Below are 18,306 nucleotides of genomic sequence, written 5' to 3' on the forward strand. Positions count from 1 at the left end.
GAGACACTTGAAACGCGCGCTTGTCGGCGTTGGGCGCGGCGACGCCGTCGAATCCGATTCGGCGCGGGACGCCTTCGGCCTATTCGGTGGACTGGTCGACGAGTTCGTCGTGGTGGACTTCGTAGATGGTGACCGCGTCGTTCCGGTAGACCGCTTCGATGCCGGGGTCGCTCGAAAGCGACCCGACGTCGTACTCCTCGCGTTCGAGCGGCCCGACCCAGACGTACTGCACGTCGTGCTTGTCGAGGAGGACGGCCCGCGAGCGCGCGTCGTTCGTCTCGTAGACGATGTTCACGTCGCTGACGCGCTGGTAGTACGGCTCGTCGCCGCGGTAGCCGGTCTCGTGGAACCAGCCCGCGACCGCCGGGAGCCCCGTGAGCGTCGAGACGGGGTTCTGCCAGCCGCGGCTCAATCCCGGCTTCTCGACGAACGGCGGCGTCCCGGTCTCGCGCTCCATCCAGAGCACCGACTGCGTCGCGCTCACTTCGTCCTCGAACCACTCCATCGCGGCGACCTCCTGCGGGTGGTCTTCGCGGTGGTCGGCGTACCCGTCCAGCGACGGCTCCACTCCGTCCTGATACGGTTCGACGACGTCCGTCGCGACGACGAGGGGCGCGAACAGCGCCGAGGAGACGAGCACGAGCGCGAGTACGACCGAGACGGCGGTCGTGGCGGTCGCCGTACCGGACTGCCGGACCTCGGCTAGCGAGGGCGCGGCGTCCCGAACGTCGCTCACGAGAATCGCGGCGATGGGGCCGGCGGCGAGCCCGCAGAACACCCACCCCTGGATGGCGACTTTCAGCGTGGTGTTCCAGCGCGCGAGTTCGAACGGGTGGACCTTGGCGTGGACGAGCTCCATCGCCAGGACGAGCCCGACGCCGCCCACGACGAGCATCGCCTCGAAGCCCGCCGACTCCCGGAAGCGCATCGCGAGCCACGCGCCCGCGACGACTGGCAGGAGGACGACGATGGCGCCGAGGTCACCGACGAGCGCGCCGACGCCGACCACGACGGCGACTGCGCCGAGTGCTTTCGCCACGTCCGTCGTGTCGCTGTCTTCGACGGTGGAGAGTCGCGTAAACAGGTACGTCGCGAACAGCGCGAGTAGCGCGCCGTAGATGAGCAGTACGCCCGCGGCGGTCGTCCGGGGTGGGAACAGCCCGATGCCGTCGTTCGGCGGGACGCTCGCGAGCAGGAACGGCGACGCGAGCAGGTATCCCACAGCGCCGACGCCCGCGGCGACGACCGCCGCGAGTACGGTCCGCCACGCCTCCGCGAGCACCAGCGAGCGCCGTGACTCGTCCCGGTCGGGTGCGACAGCCTGGAGTCGCTCCCCGACGCGGCCCGGCACGAGCGTCGCCGGGTGCGAGCCAGCGTAGACGACCGCCAGCCACGCCATCCCGACCGCGCTCGGCAGCGACCACGTGTTCGTCACGCCGAAGTAGCCCGCGACCGCGCCGAGCCCGCCAAACAGCAGGCCGGCACGGCGCTTACGGGCGGTCGTCGGCGTCTGCACGTAAGCGTACGCCAGCGCCGCCGACAGCACGAGGAAGCCGGTCGTCACGGTGTGGCCGTGCATGTCGGCTTTCACGAACGAGTACAGCGGGAACTCCTGGAGCGTGCCCTCGACGACGTAGCGGGTGTCCCACCAGCCCCACGAGGACAGCGACGACTGCTCGAACAGAATCTGGGGGTAGTCCGAGCGGTTCAGATTGAACGCCGCCCGCCCCCACCGCACCGCGAGGTCGCGGGGGAGCTGCCCGAGCGCGAACCGGACGATCGTCACGGCGTTCCCGGCGAACGCGACGAAGAACACGCCGAGCGCGCCGCCGAGCCGCCGCGAGTAGCCGCGGTCCCGGGTAATCCACCCACACAGCGAGTACGCGCCCACGACGAGCGTTCCGAAGTAGCCCGCGAGCGCGACGTTGTGGACGTACTCCACGCTCGTGTCCGTGAGGAACGCCGCGACCGCGTTGAACACCGGGAGCCCGTAGTAGTAGCGCACCGGCTTCCCCGCGTACCACATGTCCTCGGGCGGCAGCGCCTCCGCGCGCAGCACGGCGTTCAACAGCCCGGTGTGGAGGAACTTCTCGCCGCCCCAGCCGCTCATCACGGGGTTCATCGACCGCAACGCGAGCACGAACCCGAACCCGACCGCGAACACGGCGAACGCGCCCGCGACCCGGTTCCAGTCGTAGTCGGCCAGTCCGCGACGCTGCGCGAGCCGATGGCCCACCGCGCCGAGCGCGACCAGCGCCGCGACGCTGACGAGCGCGGTCCACGGCCCGAAACTGAACTGCCCGACGTAGAACGCGACCATCGTCACGACGACGGTCGCGATTGGAATCGCGAACCCCGCGCCGTCGTCGGGCGCGGACGGGAACAGCAGCCGCGCTATCGGCAGCGCGGCGACGAGGAACACGCCGTACAACACGAGCCAGCGGAGGACGACGGCGGCGTCTGACATATCGAAGTGGCGGACCACGCCGCGCATAAACCTTCTGTCCTCGGGCGGAGGCGAGGCTCTACAGCGAAAAGAAACGGCAGCGAGAAACTCGTTCGGCGGGTCGCGTCAGTTTCGGTTGGTCGGCTTCCGAGCCGAGGAAGACGGCGAGTCGTCGCTTACTCCTCTTCGCCGTCTTCCAACTTCGAAAACCTCGCTACGCTCGGTTTTCGAAACACCGGGAGACTCACTCCGTTCGTCTCCCGAGCGGAAGAAGCCTCCTCGACTCGCGTTACTCGTCTGCGTCGTCCTCTTCCACGTCTTCGAAGTCGGCGTCCACGAACTCCTCGTCGTCGCCGTCAGCACCGGGGCCTGCGCCGCCCATGCCACCCATGCCGGCACCGGCGCCGCCGGCGCCAGCCTGCGCTTCCTGCTGGTAGGCCTGCTTACCGATTTCCTGCAGGGTCTTGCTGAGGGACTCGGTGGCGTCCTCGAGCTCGTCGGGGTCGACGTCGTCCTCGTCGAGGAGGTCCTCGAGGTTCTCGATTTCCTCGTTCACGTCGGCTTCGAGGTCCTCGTCGACGAGTTCCTCGTTCTCCTCGAGGAGGCTGTTCGCGCGCTGAATCGCGGTCTCGGCCTCGTTGCGCGCTTCGATGCGCTCGCGGCGCTGCTCGTCCTCCTCGGCGTGCTGTTCGGCCTCCTCCTGCATCTGCTCGATTTCCTCGTCGCTGAGGCCGACGCCGCCCTCGATGGTGATGGACTCGGCGTTGCCGGAGCCCTTGTCCTCGGCTTCGACGTTCACGATGCCGTCGGCGTCGATTTCGAACGTGACCTCGATTTCGGGGGTGCCCGCGGGCGCCGGCGGGATGCCCGTGAGCTGGAAGTCACCGAGCAGTTCGTTCTCGTTGGCGATTTCGCGTTCGCCCTGGAAGACGCGAATCTGGACGCTCGTCTGGTTGTCCGCGGCGGTCGTGAACACCTTCGACGCGGTCGTCGGGATGGCGGTGTTCTTCTCGATGAGGCGCTCGAAGAGCCCACCCTTCACCTCGATACCGAGCGAGAGGGGCGTGACGTCCACGAGCACGATGTCGTCGACTTCGCCGGAGAGCACGCCGCCCTGGACGGCCGCACCGAGCGCGACGGCCTCGTCGGGGTTGACGTTCTTCTTGGGCTCCTGGCCGACGAGTTCCTCGACTTTCTCCTGGACCTGGGGCATCCGCGTGGAGCCACCGACCAGGATGACTTCGTCGATGTCGTTCTTCGAGAGGCCGGCGTCTTCGAGGGCCTGCTCCGTCGGACCGACAGTGCGCTCGATGAGGTCCGCGGTGAGGCTCTCGAATTTGGCGCGCGTGATGTCCTGTTCGAGGTGGACCGGACCCGAGTCGGTCGCCGTCACGAACGGGAGGTTGACGGTCGTCTCCTTGCGGGAGGAGAGTTCGATTTTGGCTTCCTCGGCGGCGTCCTTGAGCCGCTGGAGCGCCTGCTCGTCGTCGCGCAGGTCGATGCCGTGGTCGTTCTCGAATTCGTCGGCGAGGTAGTCGATGATGGCCTGGTCCCAGTCGTCGCCACCGAGGTCGTTGTCCCCGTTGGTCGCGACGACCTCGTAGACGCCGCCACCGAGGTCCAGAATGGAGACGTCGAAGGTGCCGCCGCCGAGGTCGTAGACGAGGACGGTCTGGTCCTGGTCCTCGTCGAGGCCGTACGCCATCGACGCGGCGGTCGGCTCGTTGACGATGCGCTCGACCTCGAAGCCCGCGATTTCGCCGGCGTTCTTCGTCGCCTGGCGCTGCTTGTCGTTGAAGTACGCGGGGACCGTGATGACGGCCTTCTCGACGTCCTGGCCGAGGTACTCCTCGGCGTCGTGCTTGATCTTCTGGAGAATCATCGCCGAAATCTGCTCCGGCGTGTACTCCTCACCGTCGAGTTCGACCGTGTAGTCCTCGCCCATGTGGCGCTTGATGGACGCGACGGTCTCCTCGGAGTTCTGGACGGCCTGATTCTTCGCGGGTTTCCCGATGAGGCGCTCGCCGTCGTCGAACGCGACCACCGACGGGGTCGTGCGGTCGCCTTCGCTGTTGACGATGATTTCGGGGTCTCCACCTTCCATCACCGCGAACGCGCTGTTCGTGGTGCCGAGGTCGATGCCCAAAATCTTCTCACTTGCCATGTTACCCGTGTGTAAGCCGCGTTTTCCCTTTAAGCCTTGCTAGTGACACCGAGTGTCACGAACGAGCGGGTCGCCGCAGTCTTGCGATTTCGGCGACTACCGGAAAAACGGGCCGGCGGATTTATGACGAACCGATGGGCTATCGGTGCGTCGTCCGCCGAAAATATCTGAGCGCCGCGGAACGTTAGTCGTCGCTCGAACCGTCGCTGACCGTGACCTGCGCGGGCCGGAGCACCTTCCCGCCCATCTCGTAGCCCGAGCGGTAGACGTCCGCGACCGTGCCCTCTGGCTGGTCGCTGTCCACGCGCATCATCACTTCGTGGCGCTGCGCGTCGACCTCTTCGCCGCCGGACGGCGAAATCTCGGAGACGCCCTCCGCGTCGAGCACGCGGTCGAACTCCTTGCGCGTGAGTTTCACGCCCTCGCGGAGGCTGTCCACGTCCCCGGACTCCTCGTCGAGCGCGCGGCCGAGGTTGTCCCGCACGTCCAGCAAGCGCTCCACGAGGTCCTCCGTCGCGCGCTCCCGGATGTCCTCCTGGCGCTGCTTCGCGCGCTGCTTGTAGTTCTGGAAGTCCGCCTGCTTGGCCTGCAGTCGCTCCGTCAGGTCGTCGACTTCGGCTTCCGCCTCGGAGAGGTCGGCCTCCAGTTCCGCGACGCGGGCTTCGAGGTCCGCGACCTCGTCGCCGAGGTCCTCGTCGTGCTCGCGGACGCGCTCGGCCAGCGACTCCCCGCTGGCGTCTTCGGCGTCGGCAGCCTGCTCGGCGTCGTTGCTCATGTGCGTCAGAAACGGATACTCGGGTTTACGGATTTCGGGACGCCCGTGCTCGGTGCCGCCGAGTCCGACGACTAATTAGCGTCCGCTTCCTACGTCCGCGCGTGACAGTCCGGCTGGCGTTCGAGGACGGCACGCTCCGCGTCGAGCACGACGGCGACGGCCCGCCCACCGACGGCGTCGCCAGCCTGCCCGGCGTCGAGTACGACGAGCGCACGGAGACGGGGCGAGCGCCCGCGATGGCGTACGCCGACCTCGTCGCGTACCTCGACGCGCGCGAGATTCCCTACGAGGACGACGCGCTCCACGCCGACGCCCTCGCCGTCGAATCCGCGTACGAACTCCGGGAGTACCAGCAGGACGCCCTCGATGCGTGGACCGGCAACGACCGCCGCGGGGTGCTCGAACTCCCCACCGGCTCCGGGAAGACGGTCATCGGCCTGAAGGCCATCGAAGCGGTCGGCCAGTCCGCGCTCGTCGTGGTGCCGACCATCGACCTGCTGACGCAGTGGAAGCGCGAACTCGGCACGGAGTTCGACTGCGACATCGGGCAACTCGGCGGCGGCGAGCAAGAGGTGGGACCGATTACGGTCGCGACCTACGACTCCGCGTACCTCCGCGCGGACGACCTCGGCGACCAGTTCGGGCTCGTGGTCTTCGACGAAGTGCACCACCTCGGCGGCGAGGAGTTCCAGAACATCGCGCGCCTGCTCGCCGCGCCCGCCCGCCTCGGCCTGACGGCGACGTTCGAGCGCCCGGACAACGCTCACGAGATCGTCGCTGACCTCGTCGGCGATGTCGTCTACCGGCTCTCCGCCGACGACCTCGCGGGCGACCACCTCGCGGAGTACGACGTCAAGCGCCTCGAAGTCCCGCTCACAGCGGAGGAGCGCGAGCGCTACGAGGCCGCGCAGGGGACGTTCACGGACTACCTCCAGCAGTCGAACGTCCAACTGCGCTCGGGCAGCGACTACCAGGAACTCGTGAAGCGCTCCGGGAACGACCCGCGAGCGCGGGAGGCGCTGCTGGCGAAGCAGCGCGCGCGCCGCATCGTCCGCGAGAGCGACGCGAAAGTCCAGCGCCTCGAAGGCATCCTCGACCGCCACCGCCGCGACCGCGTCATCGTGTTCGCCGCGTCGACGGACCTCGTCTACCGGCTCTCCGAGCAGTTTCTGCTACCTGCAATTACCCACGAGACGGGCGCCAGCGAGCGACGGACCATCCTGGAGAAGTTCCGGAGCGGCGACTACTCGCGGGTCGTCACGGCGAACGTTCTCGACGAGGGCGTGGACGTGCCGGACGCGAACGTCGCGGTGGTGTTCGCGGGCAGCGGCAGCGAGCGCGAGTTCACGCAGCGCCTCGGGCGCGTGCTCCGGCCGAAAGAAGACGGCGGTCGGGCGCTGCTGTACGAACTCGTCAGCGCCGACACCGCGGAAGAACGGGTCGCCGACCGCCGCCGTTAGTCCTCGACGAGGTCCGTGTTCCAACTGGCATTCGTGACGTCGTCGTAGGCGACGTCGTACTCCACGCGCACGACCGTCGTCTCGTTCGGACCGAGCGTGACCTCCCGGACGCGCGTGTAGGCCTCGTCGTCGAACTCGGTGTTGACGTACAGCGTCCCCGACGCCTCGCGGCCGGAGGGGTTGCTGACGGTGACGACGACCACGACGTTCCCGTTCTCGCCTTCCTCGTACGTGGACTCGGCGACCGTCAGCCCGGCCTCGTCGTCGCCGCTTCGCAGGCAGCCCGCGAGCGGGAGGGCGACGCTCGCGGCGGCCGTCCGTCGGAGCAGCGTCCGCCGGTTCATACGTCTCGGTCCGGGCGTACCGGCAAGAATCTTCTGTATCCTTTTGTGCGCGCGTCGCCAACCTTCGAGCGTGCTGACGAAAGACCTCCTGCGAGTGTCCCGGGCGGGCGGCGGCTACCAGCCGCAGTTCGCGACCGAGGACGACGAGGCGCTCGCGGCGCGCGTGCTCGGGACCTTCCAGGGGCACGTCGGCGAGGCGCGCGCCGACCTCCGCGAGTCGCTGACCGACCTGGAGCAGGAGGCACGCGACTTCAAACTCGTGCGCGGACTCGCACACCTCGTCGAGCGCGACGCGACGTTCGAGGTCGAATCCGCCGTGGACCCGCGGTCGGCGCGCCGCGCGGCGTTCGCGGCCGCCGAGGGCGTGGGCGTCGTCACCGCCGACGAGCGCGAGCGAGCGCTATCGGAGGCGGCCGACGGATTCCCGGGCGACGTGACGCCCGACGAAATTGCGGCCTCGCTGTACGCCGACCGCGAGACTCGCGAGGAGCTCACCGAGGTTTCCTCGCGCTGGACGCCCGCGTCGCTGGTCGCCCAGTACAACCTCTCGCTCGCCCAGACGGCGCTGTTCGACGCGACCGAACTCCGCGTGCGCTCCTCGGACCCGCGGCGCCTCGTCTCCGCGGTGAAGCGCCTCGGCCTGCTCTACGAGGTGATTCCCGTCGAGGATGGCGAGGGCCGCGAGGTCGTGCTCACCGGCCCGGACGCGCTGTTCCAGCGCTCGCGGCGGTACGGCACGCGGTTCGCACGCGTCCTCCGGACGGTCGCGAAGGGCGACGACTGGCGAATCGAAGCGACTATCGACGACCGCGGCCGCGAGCGCCTGCTCGAACTCTCGGCGGGCGACCTCGACGTCCCGGACGCCGACCCCGTCACCGACGTAGAGTACGACAGCGGCGTCGAACGCGAGTTCGCCGCGCGCTTCCAGTCCCTCGATTTGGACTGGGAGCTCGTCCGCGAGCCGGACGTGCTCGCGGCGGGCGACCGCCTGATGGTGCCGGACTTCGCGTTCGACTACGCGTTCGGCGACGAGCGCGTCTACTTCGAGATTATGGGGTTCTGGACGCCCGAGTACGTCGAGAAGAAACTATCCCAACTGGACGCAACCGACGAAACCCTGCTCGTGGCGGTGGACGCCAGCCTCGGCGTGGGCGAGGACATCAAGTCCCGCGACCACCGCGTCGTCGAGTACACGGGCTCCGTGCGCGTGAAGGACGTCGTGGACGCGCTACGCGACCTCGAAGCCGACTTCGTCGCCGAATCCGCGGCCGCGCTCCCGGACGAACTTGCACCCGACGCGGACGCAATCACGCTCGCCGACCTCGCGGTGTCCCGCGGCGTCAGCGAGGACGCCATCGAGGACGTGCGATTCCCCGAGCACGAACTCGTTGGGCGCACACTCGTCCGCCCGGACGTACTGGACGACGTGGCCGCAGAGCTGGCGGCCGGGATGTCGAAAGACGACGCCGAGGCTGTCGCCGAAGATTACGGCATCGACGACGCGAGCGCGCTGTTCTCCCGGCTCGGCTACCGCGTCGAGTGGGAGGGGTTGAGTGGCGGAACGTTGCGCGAGAAAGACTGACTAGAGGTCCCGGCGGTTGCCCTTCGGCACCATCGACTTGAGGTCGCCGTACGTGTAGAGGCCGACGCCGATGGGTTCGACGTCGCCCGCGAGTTCGTGCGCGACGACGAGGTAGCCCCAGTCGCCGTCCCACTCTATCTCCTGCTCCTCGCCGGCGACGAAGCGCTTCGCTTCCTCCTCGTCGAGCACGAGGACGTTCTGCTCGGCGTCGCGGCCGAACCGCTGGACGGCGTCGGTCGTGGGCTTCCAGTGCTCCTGGCGCGTGCGCAGGATTTTCAGGCCGAGCGCCTCGACGGGCACCGGCTCCCCGGGGTCGTAGGGGAGCGCCCAGACCTTCCCCTTGCCCTTCTCCCAGAACGTGTACTCGTCGAAGGTGTCCTCGGGGACGGCGAACCGGTCGACCCACCAGTCCACGACGGCCCCGCGGGTCGGCCGACCTTTGACCGTCCGGTCGGCGTCCGTCTCGGGGAGGCGGTCGAACTGGTCGCTCCTGTTCCGGCGGAAGTAGTCGACACCGCTGTCACCACCGCCGTCGCTGGAACCGCGGTCGTCGTCAGTCACGCCGTCACCTCCAGTTTCGCGGCGAAGAACCCGCCCGTGTCGTTCTGGTGGGGGTAGTAGCGGCGCGTCTTCGTCAGCGAGTCGTCGTACGTCTCGTCGTTCCACTCCGTGATTCCGGGCGAGGATTCGAGGCCGGTGTCGAACTCGACGAGCCGACAGTCGCCGTCGGCGAGGGCGCCGTCGACGACGGCCTCGTTCTCTTCGGGGGCGAACGTGCACGTGGAGTACACCACGGTCCCGCCCTCGCGAGTGAGTTCGATGGCGCGTTCGAGGATGTCCGACTGGAGCGCCGCGAGGTTCCGGCTGGCACTCGCCCCCGCGCCGTCGAGGGCGTCGGCGTTCTTGCGGACGGTTCCCTCGCAGGTACAGGGCGCGTCGACGAGCGCGCGGTCGAAGGCGTCCACGTTCGGGAACGCGTCGAGGGTCGCGCGGCGAGCATCCGTGTTCGTCACCGCCGCGCACGTGACGCCGAGGCGGTCGCAGTTCCCGCGCAGCGCGGAGAGGCGGCCGAGGTTGTCGTCGTTCGCGACGACCAGACCCTCGTCGTTCATCTCTGCCGCGATTTGGGTGGTCTTCCCGCCGGGCGCGGCACACGAGTCCCAGACGACCTCCCCCGGTTGCGGATCGAGAATCGCGGGCGGCACGGCCGACACTTCCTCCTGGCCGTGAATCCAGCCGTGGACGTAGGGCCACGTGTTCCCCGGTTTGCCGGTGGCGACCCCCAGCACGTCGCTGTTCCAGTCGCGGCCGTAGACGTCGATGCCCTCGGCTTCGAGGGCGTCGACCACGCGGTCCCGGGTCGCCTTGATCGAGTTGACCCGGACCGTCGTGGGGAGGTGGCGTTCGCAGGCGTCGAGGAACGCGTCGAAGTCCTCGATTATCGGCTCGTATCGCGAGAGCGCGTCCATTACCGCCTCGTAGGGCCGACGGGCGCTTGTGGGTTACGCTCGCCGCCGGCCGATTCGTCGCGCGCCGCCCCCGAGTTTAAGCCGTCTCCGGGAGTCGGTGCACTCATGGCGAGCATTCGCATCAAAACGGAGTTCGACCTCGAGAATCCGACGCTCGTCGAGGGGTTGCCGGGCGTCGGCCTCGTCGGCAAAATCGCCACGGACCACCTCGTCGATGCCTTCGACATGGAGTACGTCGCGAGCGTGGACTGCCAGAACATCCCCCGCGTCTCCGTCTACGAGGAGGGCACCCGCGACATTCTCCCGCCGGTCCGGCTGTACGCCGACGAGTCCCGGGACCTGCTCGCGCTCCAGTCCGACGTGCCGCTGGCACGCGACACCGGCGGCGAGTTCGCGGACTGCATCACCGAGTGGCTGACCGACAACGACGCCACGCCGCTGTACCTCAGCGGCCTCCCGATGCAGAACCTCGACCCCGCGAACGTCCCCGAGGTGTTCGGCATCGCCAGCGGCGACGCCGCAAGCCGCCTCGACGCCCAGGATATCGGGACGCCGCCCGAGCGCGGCCTCGTCAGCGGTCCGACCGGCGCGCTCATTAACCGCGCAGCCGAGAGCGACATCGACGCCATCGGCCTCGTCGTCGAGTCCGACCCGCAGTTCCCCGACCCCGCGGCGTCCAAGCGCCTGCTCGACGACGCCATCGAACCGCTCGCCGGCGTCGAGGTCTCCACCGAGAAACTCGTCGAGGAAGCCGAGCAGATTCGCGAGCAGAAGAAGCGCCTCGCCGAGCGCATGCAGGAGGCCGAAGAGGAGGAGTCCACGCAGGCGCGCCCGATGCGGATGTTCCAGTAGCGTCGCGCCAGTCCCGACTTCCGGTCTCCGAGTTCCGTCCCGACTGCTTACAGAAACACGATTCAGATTACCGTTAAGCAGGTGGGGATTCCAGAAGTTTCTATGAGGATTCCACGTCGGAGGCTCTCGGCATGACCGCCTCTCGCAACTCGGACTCGCCACTGAGCGCGCTCTCGGCGGGGGAACAGGCTACCGAGGCGTTCGAACTGCTGAGCAACGAGACGCGGCTGGCCATCCTCGTGGCGCTCTGGGAGCACGACGACCCGTTCGGCGACGACGACGCGCTCCGGTTCTCCGAACTACAGTCGCGCGTCGGCACCGCCGACAGTGGCCAGTTCAACTACCACCTCGACCGGCTCGACGGCCACTTCGTCGAGTCCGTCGACGGCGGCTACCGCCTCACCAACGCCGGCCGCAAGTTCGTCCGCTCGGTGATTGCGGGCACCGGCATCGAGTCGCCAGCGCTCGAACCGACCGAGGTCGACGTCCCCTGCACGCTCTGCGGCGCTGCCGCCGAAGTCCAGTACGAGCGCGGACAGGTGTACGTCACCTGCACCGAGTGTGAGGGGCTCTGGAACGCCGACGACGACCACTCGGGCCACCTCGCCAAGTTCTCGCTCGACCCGGCGGGGCTCGAGGGCCGGTCGCCCGAGGAAATCTACGCCGCGGCGTGGGTCAACACCTTCCAGACGATTTACAGCATGATCGAGGGCGTCTGCCCCACCTGCACTGGTCAGGTCGAGCGAACACTCGCGGTCTGCAGCGACCACGACGCCGACGGGCAGTGTGACAACTGCGGGAACCGCTCCCGCGCAATCGCGCGCTTCCGCTGCACCGTCTGCAAGCGCACGACGCGCGCGACGCTGGGCGTCGTCGCCAAGTACCACCCACGGGTCGTCGCGCTCTGTTACGACCACGGACTGGACCTCCAGTACGGCTTCAACGAACTCGCGCACATCGCCGAACGCTTCGACCGAACGAGCACGGACGTCGAGTACCGCTCACTCGACCCGCCGCGCGTCAGGGTGACGACGACCATCGACGGCGACGACGCGTGGGTCGAACTCGCCGAAGACCTCTCGGTCGTCGACGTCTCGGACTGACGCGCAGAACGATTTTTGTCCCTCCACGAGTCGCCTCCGATATGGACGACGCTGCCCTCCAGTCCCGCCTCGACCGAATCGAGCGCCGATAGCGACTCCTGCTCGCGCTGCTCGCCGTCCCGTATCTCGTCGGTGCTGCGGAACTCGTCGGCGTCTGGCTCGCGGGCGTGCTCGGCGTCGCGGCCGCCGCCGTCGCGCTCGTCGCCACCCGGCGACGTCGCGAGAATTCCGCAGGAGAGTAGTCATCACTTCGAAGCCGTGTGAGACGTGGTTCGACAGAAATGCACCGACCGGGATTTGAACCCGGGCCATGAGCTTGGAAGGCTCAGGTCCTAGCCACTAGACCATCGGTGCTCATCTGTCAGTTCCTTCCCGTCGCTTAAGGGCGTTACTCTTCGCCGTGGACGACGGCGTAGCAGTTCCCGCTGGCGGTGAACGTCTCGGCGACGGTGAGCGCGCTGTCGGCGAGGTCCGCGCGAAATTCGTCGGGGCTGTAGACGTGGTAGAAGCGGGGGACCGTCTCGCCGCCGGGGAGCGTCCAGTCGACGTTGGTGTCGAACCCCTCCTCGCGGTCGAATTTGTCGTGGGTGGTGCTCCACGCGCTCACGAGGGCGTCGCCGTCCGTGGTGAGCACGCGCGCGAGTTCGTTGAGGCTGGCGACGCGGGCCTCCCGGTTCGGGAGGTGGTGGATGGTCGCGATGTACACCGCGAGGTCCGCGACATTGGCGGCGAGCGGGAGGCGTTCGGCGTCGCCGGCGACGAGGTCCGCGTCGAAGCCGTGGTCGGCGGCGCGCTCGCGGGCTTCGGCGAGGAGGCCGAGGCTGGCGTCCACGCCGACTGCGCGGTCGGCGTGCGCCGCGAGCAGTTCGGTGTGGCGGCCGTTCCCGCAGCCGACGTCGACGGCGACGCTGCCGGTGCGGTCGGCGAGGAACTCCTCGATTTCCGGCCACGCGTACTCGCGGGTCTTCGAGAAGTGCTCGGCGATGCGGTCGTAGGTGTGGTGGACGTCGGTGGAGTCAGTCACGAGAGTCACCCGAGGAGGACGAACGTACCGTACGCGAGTGCGAGCATTACAGTGGCGTGTTTCGCGCCGGCTTTCACGCTCCCCTGTCCCATCTGGCCGGCGACGAGCCCCGAGCAGACCGCCTGCACGAGCCCCGTGTGGAAGAACACGAGGCTGTACGCGTCCTTCGTCGCTTGCGTGAGTTGCGCCGTCCGCGCGAACGCGCCCGAGCCACCGCCGCCGGGGAGTTGGTCGGGGGACGCGGTGGCGTCCACGACCGGGATGTTCGGGATGAAGATGACGTCGAGCGCGACGATGATGGCGAGGAAGACGAAAAACGAGATGTAGATGACGACGAGGTACGTCAACAGCTCGCTACGGCGGTCGCGCTCGAGCCGCCGGGTCGCCTTCGCTTCGTTGGCGGCGATGCGCAGGACGGGCCCGAGGTCGCCGCTGGCGTGCATCGCGTTCGTCGTCAGCGTCACGACGCGGGAGATGGCGGGAGTGTCCGTGCGGTCGCGGAAGCGGCCGAACGCGTGCTCGACGCGTGCGCCCCACTGGACGTCCGCCCACGTGCGTTCGAGTTCCGTGGTGAGCGCGCCGAGGTCGCTGCCGACGACGCGCCCGAGGCTCTGGACGACCGGCATCCCGGCTTCGTTCGTGGACGCGAACCGGTCGAGGAAGTCCGGGACGCCCGCCTCGACGGCTTTCACGCGGCGCCGGTGGAGTTCGTACGCGACCGTGAACGTCCCGAGCACGAACAGCGCCGCGTGCACGAGCGGGTCGTCGTACGCCGTGAGGTCGGTGACGCCCGCCGACGCGAGCGGCCACCACCGCACGACGAGGTAGAGCGCGGCGAGCGGCGTCGTCGCGTACAACAGCACCGACGGGGATTCGCGCACGACCGACAGCGGGTTGCGAAGCCGGTAGAGTATCGGCCGCAGCGTCTCGTAGACGTCGAGGCGCTGGCGATTGAGTTCCGTCCCCGTCGCTGTGCCTGCGGTCTGCCCACCGTCCGTGCGCGCCGTCGACCGCCGCGGGATGGACTGGAAGCGCGTCGCCGCCTCCGACTCCTCCTCGCCGGTGACCGTGCCGCCGGTCGCGGTCTCGGTGATGCTGTCGAGGTAGACCACGAACCCGAGCGTCGCCATCGGAATCAGCAGGTACGCGGTGAATTGCAGGAACGTCAGCGTGTCCTGGAGCGTGAGGCCGACGACGACGAGGATGGTGATGAGGAACAGCGGGCCGGCGACCAGCAGCGTGACGTAGGCCTCCGCCAGCGTCGCGAGCAGTTCGAGGAACTGCTCCTGCTGGGCCTCGGCTTCCTCCGCGTAGTAGTCGTACTGACGCTTGAGGAACCCCGGGAGGTCGCGGCCGCTCTGAAGGACGCTCGTGAGGTTCTCCGCGAACTCCGAGAGCTCCTCGCTGGGCGTGCGCTGGCCGAGCCGGCCGAGCGCGCGCAGGATGTCCGCGCCGTACATGTCGACGTCCTTGACGGCGATGGCCATCTCCTCGGCGCTCTCCCCGTAGACGTCGCGGTTGCGCGCGAGAATCCGCAACACCTCGGGGAGCGCCATCCCGCTCCGCGAGAGCGCGTAGAGGAACGCGACCGTGCGCTCCATCGAGACGTCGATGCGGCGCTCGCGCTCGCCCGCCCGGTAGCTCGGCATCGACCACCGGAGCTGGTAGGCGGTGTACGCCACCAGCACGCCCAGCGTCGCGCCCGAGGCGAGGAAGAGCACGAACAGTTCGGCCACCGCGAACCCGCCGACGCCGTCCACGAACAGCCCCTGCACGGCCGCGGGAAACCGCGACTGGAGGCTCGCGGGAGTGCTTCCGAGGAACACGAGCACGCTCGCGACGAGGTAGACGCCGAGGATGCTGCCCGCGAGCGCGCCGACCGTCGCGTAGAAGAACGTCCGCGCGGCGTACACGCGGTACGTCTGCGCGACGTGTGCGCCCTGCAGCGCGGCGACCTGCTCGGGGTTGGCTTCCCGCCGGCGACGTGCGAACCCACCGAACGCCGCCAGCGACACCCGGGAGACGAAGCGGTCTATCGGGCGGGCGACCGGCGCGGCCGCGAGCGCGAACAGGACGCCGAGCACCGCGACGAGCGGCGCGAAGACCAGTGGTGACGCCATACTACTCGGCGACACCCGGCGCGTTCACGACGACGTCCTCGTCGAGTTCGGCCTGGACGCGGTCGACGACGCGCTCCGGGTTGGCGTAGTACTCGTTGACGACTGCCGTGAATTGCCGGTAGTCCGTGACGTCCTGCTCGGTCAGGTACCGGAGGACGCGCTTGCGGTTCCGGAGCTCGCGCAGCAGTTCGCCCCGCGACCAACCGCGCTCGTCCCGAATCTCGTCGAGGACCACCGAGTCCCGCTGCTTGAAGTCGTCGTCGGTGGGGTTCCACTCGAACGCCGTCGAGTAGTCGAGGTCACCGGTGCGCTGGTCGATGCCCTCGATTTCCGCGATGACGCGGTTCCGGCGCACGCGCTCGCCGCCGACGTGGGTGAGCGTCTGCACGCAGAGGATGTCGAGACTCTGAATCATCGCCCGCGGGACGTTGATGGGTTCGTTTTCCAACCGATTGATGACCGTCTGCACGCTGTCGGCGTGCATCGTCGAGTACGTCGTGTGGCCGGTGTTCATCGCCTGGAACAGCGTCATCGCCTCGTCGCCGCGCACCTCGCCGACGATGATGTACTCAGGGCGGTGGCGCAGCGCCGACCGCAGCAGGTCGTACATCGTGATGTCCTCGCCCTCGCCGATGGACTCCCGGGTAACTGAGGAGAGCCAGTTCTCGTGGAACAGCGTCAGCTCGCGGGTGTCTTCGATGGTGAGCACCTTCGAGCGCGGCGGCACGAACATCGAGATGGCGTTCATCGACGTCGTCTTCCCGGAGGCGGTACCGCCCGCGAACAGCAGGCTCTTGTTGGACTCGATGGCGAGCCAGAGGTACGCCATCTGGTCCAAGTCGAACGTGTTGTAGTCGACGAGCGTCGCGGGCGTGAACGGGTCCTCGCTGTACTTCCGAATCGTGAACGCCGACCCACGGGGCGTGACCTCCTCGCCGAGCGCGAGTTCCGCGCGGGAGCCGTCCGGGAGCGTCGTCTCCGTCACGGGGTCGCCGATGGAGATGTGGCGGCCGGACTGCTGGGCGAGGCGCACGACGAACCCGTCGAGTTCCTCCTGCTCGTAGGAGACGTTCGTCTCCACGTCCGTGTACTGGTCGTGGTAGACGAACAGCGGGACGCTGTAGCCGTCGCAGGAGATGTCCTCGATGTGGGGGTCCCGCATCAGCGGGTCGAGCTTCTCGAACCCCTCGAAGGCGCGGTGGAGGTAGTAGAACAGCCGGTAGAACGCGTTCGGACCGACGTCGATTCCGTACTCCTCGATTAGTCGCTTCATCTGCCGCTTCAGGACGGCTTCGGGGTCGTCGGGCTCGTACTCGGCGTCGTAGATGAGCGCGTCCCGGATGTCGTCGTACAGCGTCTCCAACAGCTCCTGCTCGAAGTCGTCGAGCGCGGGTTCGACGACGTGGTAGCGGTACTCGTCGTTCTCGGCGTCGTGGCCGACGTAGACGAACGCGTACGGCGCGTGCACCCAGTAGCGGTCGACCTCCTCGTAGCCGTCGAGGCCGTCGAAGTCGACCAGCGGCCCGTGGGCGGCGGGGTCGTACTCGACGAGTTCGACCGTGGACCCGCGGACGACGTCGACGACGCGCTCGGCGCGCTGCCGGACGGCTTCGAGTTGTCGGTCGATGTCCGCGAGGAAGTCGTTGGGCATCGATTACTACCTCCACGTTCGCCCGCGTCACCTTAAAGGCTGGCTGCCGCCCCGGTGCCGGGCTACACGACGCCGTTCGCGAGGCGCTCGCCCTCGGCGATGCGGCGGACGTTCTCGCGGACAAGCGCGGCCATTCTCCGGGGGTAGTCGCGGGTCGCTGCGGCCGCGTGCGGTGTCACGACCACTTCGTCCATCTCCCACAGCGGCGAGTTCTCCGGGAGTGGCTCCGTCTCGAAGACGTCGAGCGCCGCGCCCGCGAGGTCGTCGGCTTCCAGCGCGTCCACGAGCGCGTCCTGGTCGACGACCGGGCCGCGCGCGACGTTCACGAGCACCGCGTCGTCGCGCATCGCGTCGAGTTCGGCGTCGCCAATCATCCCTTCCGTGTCGTCGGTGAGCGGCACCGCGAGCGCGACGAACTTCGCGTCCGCGATGGCCTCGTGGAGGTCCGGGCTCGGGTAGACGGTGTCGACGTGGTCGACGGGCGTCGGCGTGCGCTTGACGCCGACGACGTCCATCCCGAGCGCGTCAGCCCGCGCCGCGATGCCCTGCCCGAGCGTGCCGAGGCCGACGACACAGAGCGAGGAGCCGGCGAGTGTGAACGGTTCGTCCCACGCCGGCCACTCCCAGTGCTTCTCTGCCTGCTGGTCGCGGTACGCGTGGAGCCGGCGCGCGAACGAGAGCATGTAGCCGGCGACCGTCTCGCCGACGCTGTCGCCGTGCGTGCCCGTGCTGTTCGTGAGCCGGATGCCCGCGGCTTCCAGGTCGTCGAACGGGAACCGGTCGACGCCCGACTGCACGGAGTGAATCCACTCCAGGTCCGCGTCGAGGAAGGCGTCGTCGTACGCGAACGTCACGAGCGCGTCCACCTCGTCGACTTCGTCGGACGTGACCACGGTCACTTCGGGGTCGACGTCGTCGAGTTCGTCGACCAGCACTGTCGGCGGGAACAGCGTCTCCACGGACGCGTGAATCCCGATGCGCGTTACCATGTCCGGGGGTTTCTGACCAGGCCTCTACAGTTTGTCGATGCCCGTGGCAATTCACCGCGTCGCGATGTACGAGATGGTGAACAGGACCACGGCCGCCGTCGCCACGTTCACGAGCGTGAATTCCATCGCGCCGATGAAGTCCAGCCCGCCGACGACGACGAGCGCGAACAGCGTCGACAGCACCGCGTTGATTCCCTGCGCGACCCACGGGCTCCCCTCGGAGCGCTCTGCCGCCTCGCTGAACCCCGCCTCGTCTCGCTCGCTACGGTCGTCTTCGGTCATACGTGGAAGCGCGGGAGTAGCGTACTTATCTCTTGGCCGACGGAA

The 18,306-nt window shown here is 68.4% G+C and carries 15 protein-coding genes and 1 tRNA gene; 4 read left to right on the top strand and 12 right to left on the bottom strand.

The genetic code is table 11. The features are described from left to right. Window positions 1-79 precede the first annotated feature (79 nt). From LPA46_RS03940 to LPA46_RS03950, 3 genes are all read right to left on the bottom strand, one after another. Window positions 80-2,467: a DUF2298 domain-containing protein gene (locus LPA46_RS03940; protein ID WP_230891479.1), complete on the bottom strand. Its 2,388-nt coding sequence runs from the start codon at window positions 2,465-2,467 to the stop codon at window positions 80-82. Window positions 2,468-2,735: 268 nt separating this feature from the next. Then, window positions 2,736-4,610, bottom strand: coding sequence for a molecular chaperone DnaK (dnaK, locus tag LPA46_RS03945; RefSeq protein WP_230891480.1), 1,875 nt, complete (start codon window positions 4,608-4,610; stop codon window positions 2,736-2,738). Between the two features lie 184 nt (window positions 4,611-4,794). Continuing rightward, window positions 4,795-5,385, bottom strand: coding sequence for a nucleotide exchange factor GrpE (locus LPA46_RS03950; protein ID WP_230891481.1), 591 nt, complete (start codon window positions 5,383-5,385; stop codon window positions 4,795-4,797). 101 nt (window positions 5,386-5,486) lie between these two features. Here LPA46_RS03950 and LPA46_RS03955 point away from each other — a divergent pair, with 101 nt between their 5' ends. After that, a complete protein-coding gene (locus LPA46_RS03955; protein ID WP_230891482.1) occupies window positions 5,487-6,845 on the top strand; it encodes a DEAD/DEAH box helicase in 1,359 nt (452 codons plus the stop codon). On the opposite strand, the gene LPA46_RS03960 is transcribed toward LPA46_RS03955, so the two are convergent. Then, the gene (locus LPA46_RS03960; RefSeq protein WP_230891483.1) at window positions 6,842-7,189 is read right to left on the bottom strand and encodes a hypothetical protein; all 348 of its coding nucleotides are present in this window, start codon (window positions 7,187-7,189) and stop codon (window positions 6,842-6,844) included. The genes LPA46_RS03955 and LPA46_RS03960 overlap by 4 nt on opposite strands. Before the next feature lie 70 nt (window positions 7,190-7,259). Here LPA46_RS03960 and LPA46_RS03965 point away from each other — a divergent pair, with 70 nt between their 5' ends. Continuing rightward, window positions 7,260-8,771 carry a DUF790 family protein gene (locus LPA46_RS03965; RefSeq protein ID WP_230891484.1) on the top strand — a complete coding sequence of 504 codons (1,512 nt, stop codon included), beginning with the start codon at window positions 7,260-7,262 and terminating at the stop codon, window positions 8,769-8,771. Here LPA46_RS03965 and LPA46_RS03970 read toward each other — a convergent pair whose 3' ends face one another. Continuing rightward, complete coding sequence (locus tag LPA46_RS03970) at window positions 8,772-9,332, bottom strand: DUF7122 family protein (protein ID WP_230891485.1); 561 nt, start codon at window positions 9,330-9,332, stop codon at window positions 8,772-8,774. Then, complete coding sequence (locus tag LPA46_RS03975) at window positions 9,329-10,240, bottom strand: RsmB/NOP family class I SAM-dependent RNA methyltransferase (protein WP_230891486.1); 912 nt, start codon at window positions 10,238-10,240, stop codon at window positions 9,329-9,331. The genes LPA46_RS03970 and LPA46_RS03975 overlap by 4 nt, the downstream gene beginning before the upstream one ends. A 105-nt stretch (window positions 10,241-10,345) precedes the next feature. On the opposite strand from LPA46_RS03975, the gene LPA46_RS03980 reads away from it, so the two are divergent. Together LPA46_RS03980 and LPA46_RS03985 are read left to right on the top strand one after the other, a co-directional pair. After that, entirely contained in the window at window positions 10,346-11,092 is a 747-nt protein-coding gene (locus LPA46_RS03980) for a proteasome assembly chaperone family protein (protein WP_230891487.1), read from the top strand. Window positions 11,093-11,223: 131 nt separating this feature from the next. Continuing rightward, window positions 11,224-12,195, top strand: a complete 972-nt coding sequence (locus LPA46_RS03985) for a winged helix-turn-helix domain-containing protein (protein ID WP_230891488.1) — start codon at window positions 11,224-11,226, stop codon at window positions 12,193-12,195. Window positions 12,196-12,477: 282 nt separating this feature from the next. Here the strand turns inward: LPA46_RS03985 and LPA46_RS03990 are convergent. From LPA46_RS03990 to LPA46_RS04015, 6 genes are all read right to left on the bottom strand, one after another. Beyond that, window positions 12,478-12,549, bottom strand: a tRNA-Gly gene (locus LPA46_RS03990). 34 nt (window positions 12,550-12,583) lie between these two features. Then, window positions 12,584-13,219: a class I SAM-dependent methyltransferase gene (locus tag LPA46_RS03995; protein ID WP_230891489.1), complete on the bottom strand. Its 636-nt coding sequence runs from the start codon at window positions 13,217-13,219 to the stop codon at window positions 12,584-12,586. A gap of 5 nt (window positions 13,220-13,224) precedes the next feature. Further along, window positions 13,225-15,339 (bottom strand): type II secretion system F family protein, encoded by a 2,115-nt coding sequence (locus LPA46_RS04000; protein WP_230891490.1) that lies wholly within the window; start codon window positions 15,337-15,339, stop codon window positions 13,225-13,227. A 1-nt stretch (window position 15,340) separates the two neighbouring features. Further along, window positions 15,341-16,990, bottom strand: a complete 1,650-nt coding sequence (locus LPA46_RS04005; protein WP_230891491.1) for a type II/IV secretion system ATPase subunit — start codon at window positions 16,988-16,990, stop codon at window positions 15,341-15,343. 62 nt (window positions 16,991-17,052) lie between these two features. Then, the gene (ddh, locus tag LPA46_RS04010) at window positions 17,053-17,979 is read right to left on the bottom strand and encodes a D-2-hydroxyacid dehydrogenase (protein WP_230891492.1); all 927 of its coding nucleotides are present in this window, start codon (window positions 17,977-17,979) and stop codon (window positions 17,053-17,055) included. Window positions 17,980-18,030: 51 nt separating this feature from the next. Then, window positions 18,031-18,261 carry a hypothetical protein gene (locus tag LPA46_RS04015; RefSeq protein WP_230891493.1) on the bottom strand — a complete coding sequence of 77 codons (231 nt, stop codon included), beginning with the start codon at window positions 18,259-18,261 and terminating at the stop codon, window positions 18,031-18,033. Window positions 18,262-18,306: the final 45 nt, after the last annotated feature.

The sequence above is a fragment of the Halobacterium sp. KA-6 genome (assembly GCF_021029015.1).
Classification (GTDB): Archaea; Halobacteriota; Halobacteria; order Halobacteriales; family Halobacteriaceae; genus Halobacterium.

Bases quoted from the DNA above. Each gene is read 5' to 3' on its own strand.
- ddh (WP_230891492.1), bottom strand. From the start codon at position 17,979: ATGGTAACGCGCATCGGGATTCACGCGTCCGTGGAGACGCTGTTCCCG.
- LPA46_RS03975 (WP_230891486.1), bottom strand. From the start codon at position 10,240: ATGGACGCGCTCTCGCGATACGAGCCGATAATCGAGGACTTCGACGCG.
- LPA46_RS03960 (WP_230891483.1), bottom strand. From the start codon at position 7,189: ATGAACCGGCGGACGCTGCTCCGACGGACGGCCGCCGCGAGCGTCGCC.
- LPA46_RS03940 (WP_230891479.1), bottom strand. From the start codon at position 2,467: ATGTCAGACGCCGCCGTCGTCCTCCGCTGGCTCGTGTTGTACGGCGTG.
- LPA46_RS04015 (WP_230891493.1), bottom strand. From the start codon at position 18,261: ATGACCGAAGACGACCGTAGCGAGCGAGACGAGGCGGGGTTCAGCGAG.
- LPA46_RS04000 (WP_230891490.1), bottom strand. From the start codon at position 15,339: ATGGCGTCACCACTGGTCTTCGCGCCGCTCGTCGCGGTGCTCGGCGTC.
- LPA46_RS03980 (WP_230891487.1), top strand. From the start codon at position 10,346: ATGGCGAGCATTCGCATCAAAACGGAGTTCGACCTCGAGAATCCGACG.
- LPA46_RS03950 (WP_230891481.1), bottom strand. From the start codon at position 5,385: ATGAGCAACGACGCCGAGCAGGCTGCCGACGCCGAAGACGCCAGCGGG.
- LPA46_RS03985 (WP_230891488.1), top strand. From the start codon at position 11,224: ATGACCGCCTCTCGCAACTCGGACTCGCCACTGAGCGCGCTCTCGGCG.
- dnaK (WP_230891480.1), bottom strand. From the start codon at position 4,610: ATGGCAAGTGAGAAGATTTTGGGCATCGACCTCGGCACCACGAACAGC.
- LPA46_RS04005 (WP_230891491.1), bottom strand. From the start codon at position 16,990: ATGCCCAACGACTTCCTCGCGGACATCGACCGACAACTCGAAGCCGTC.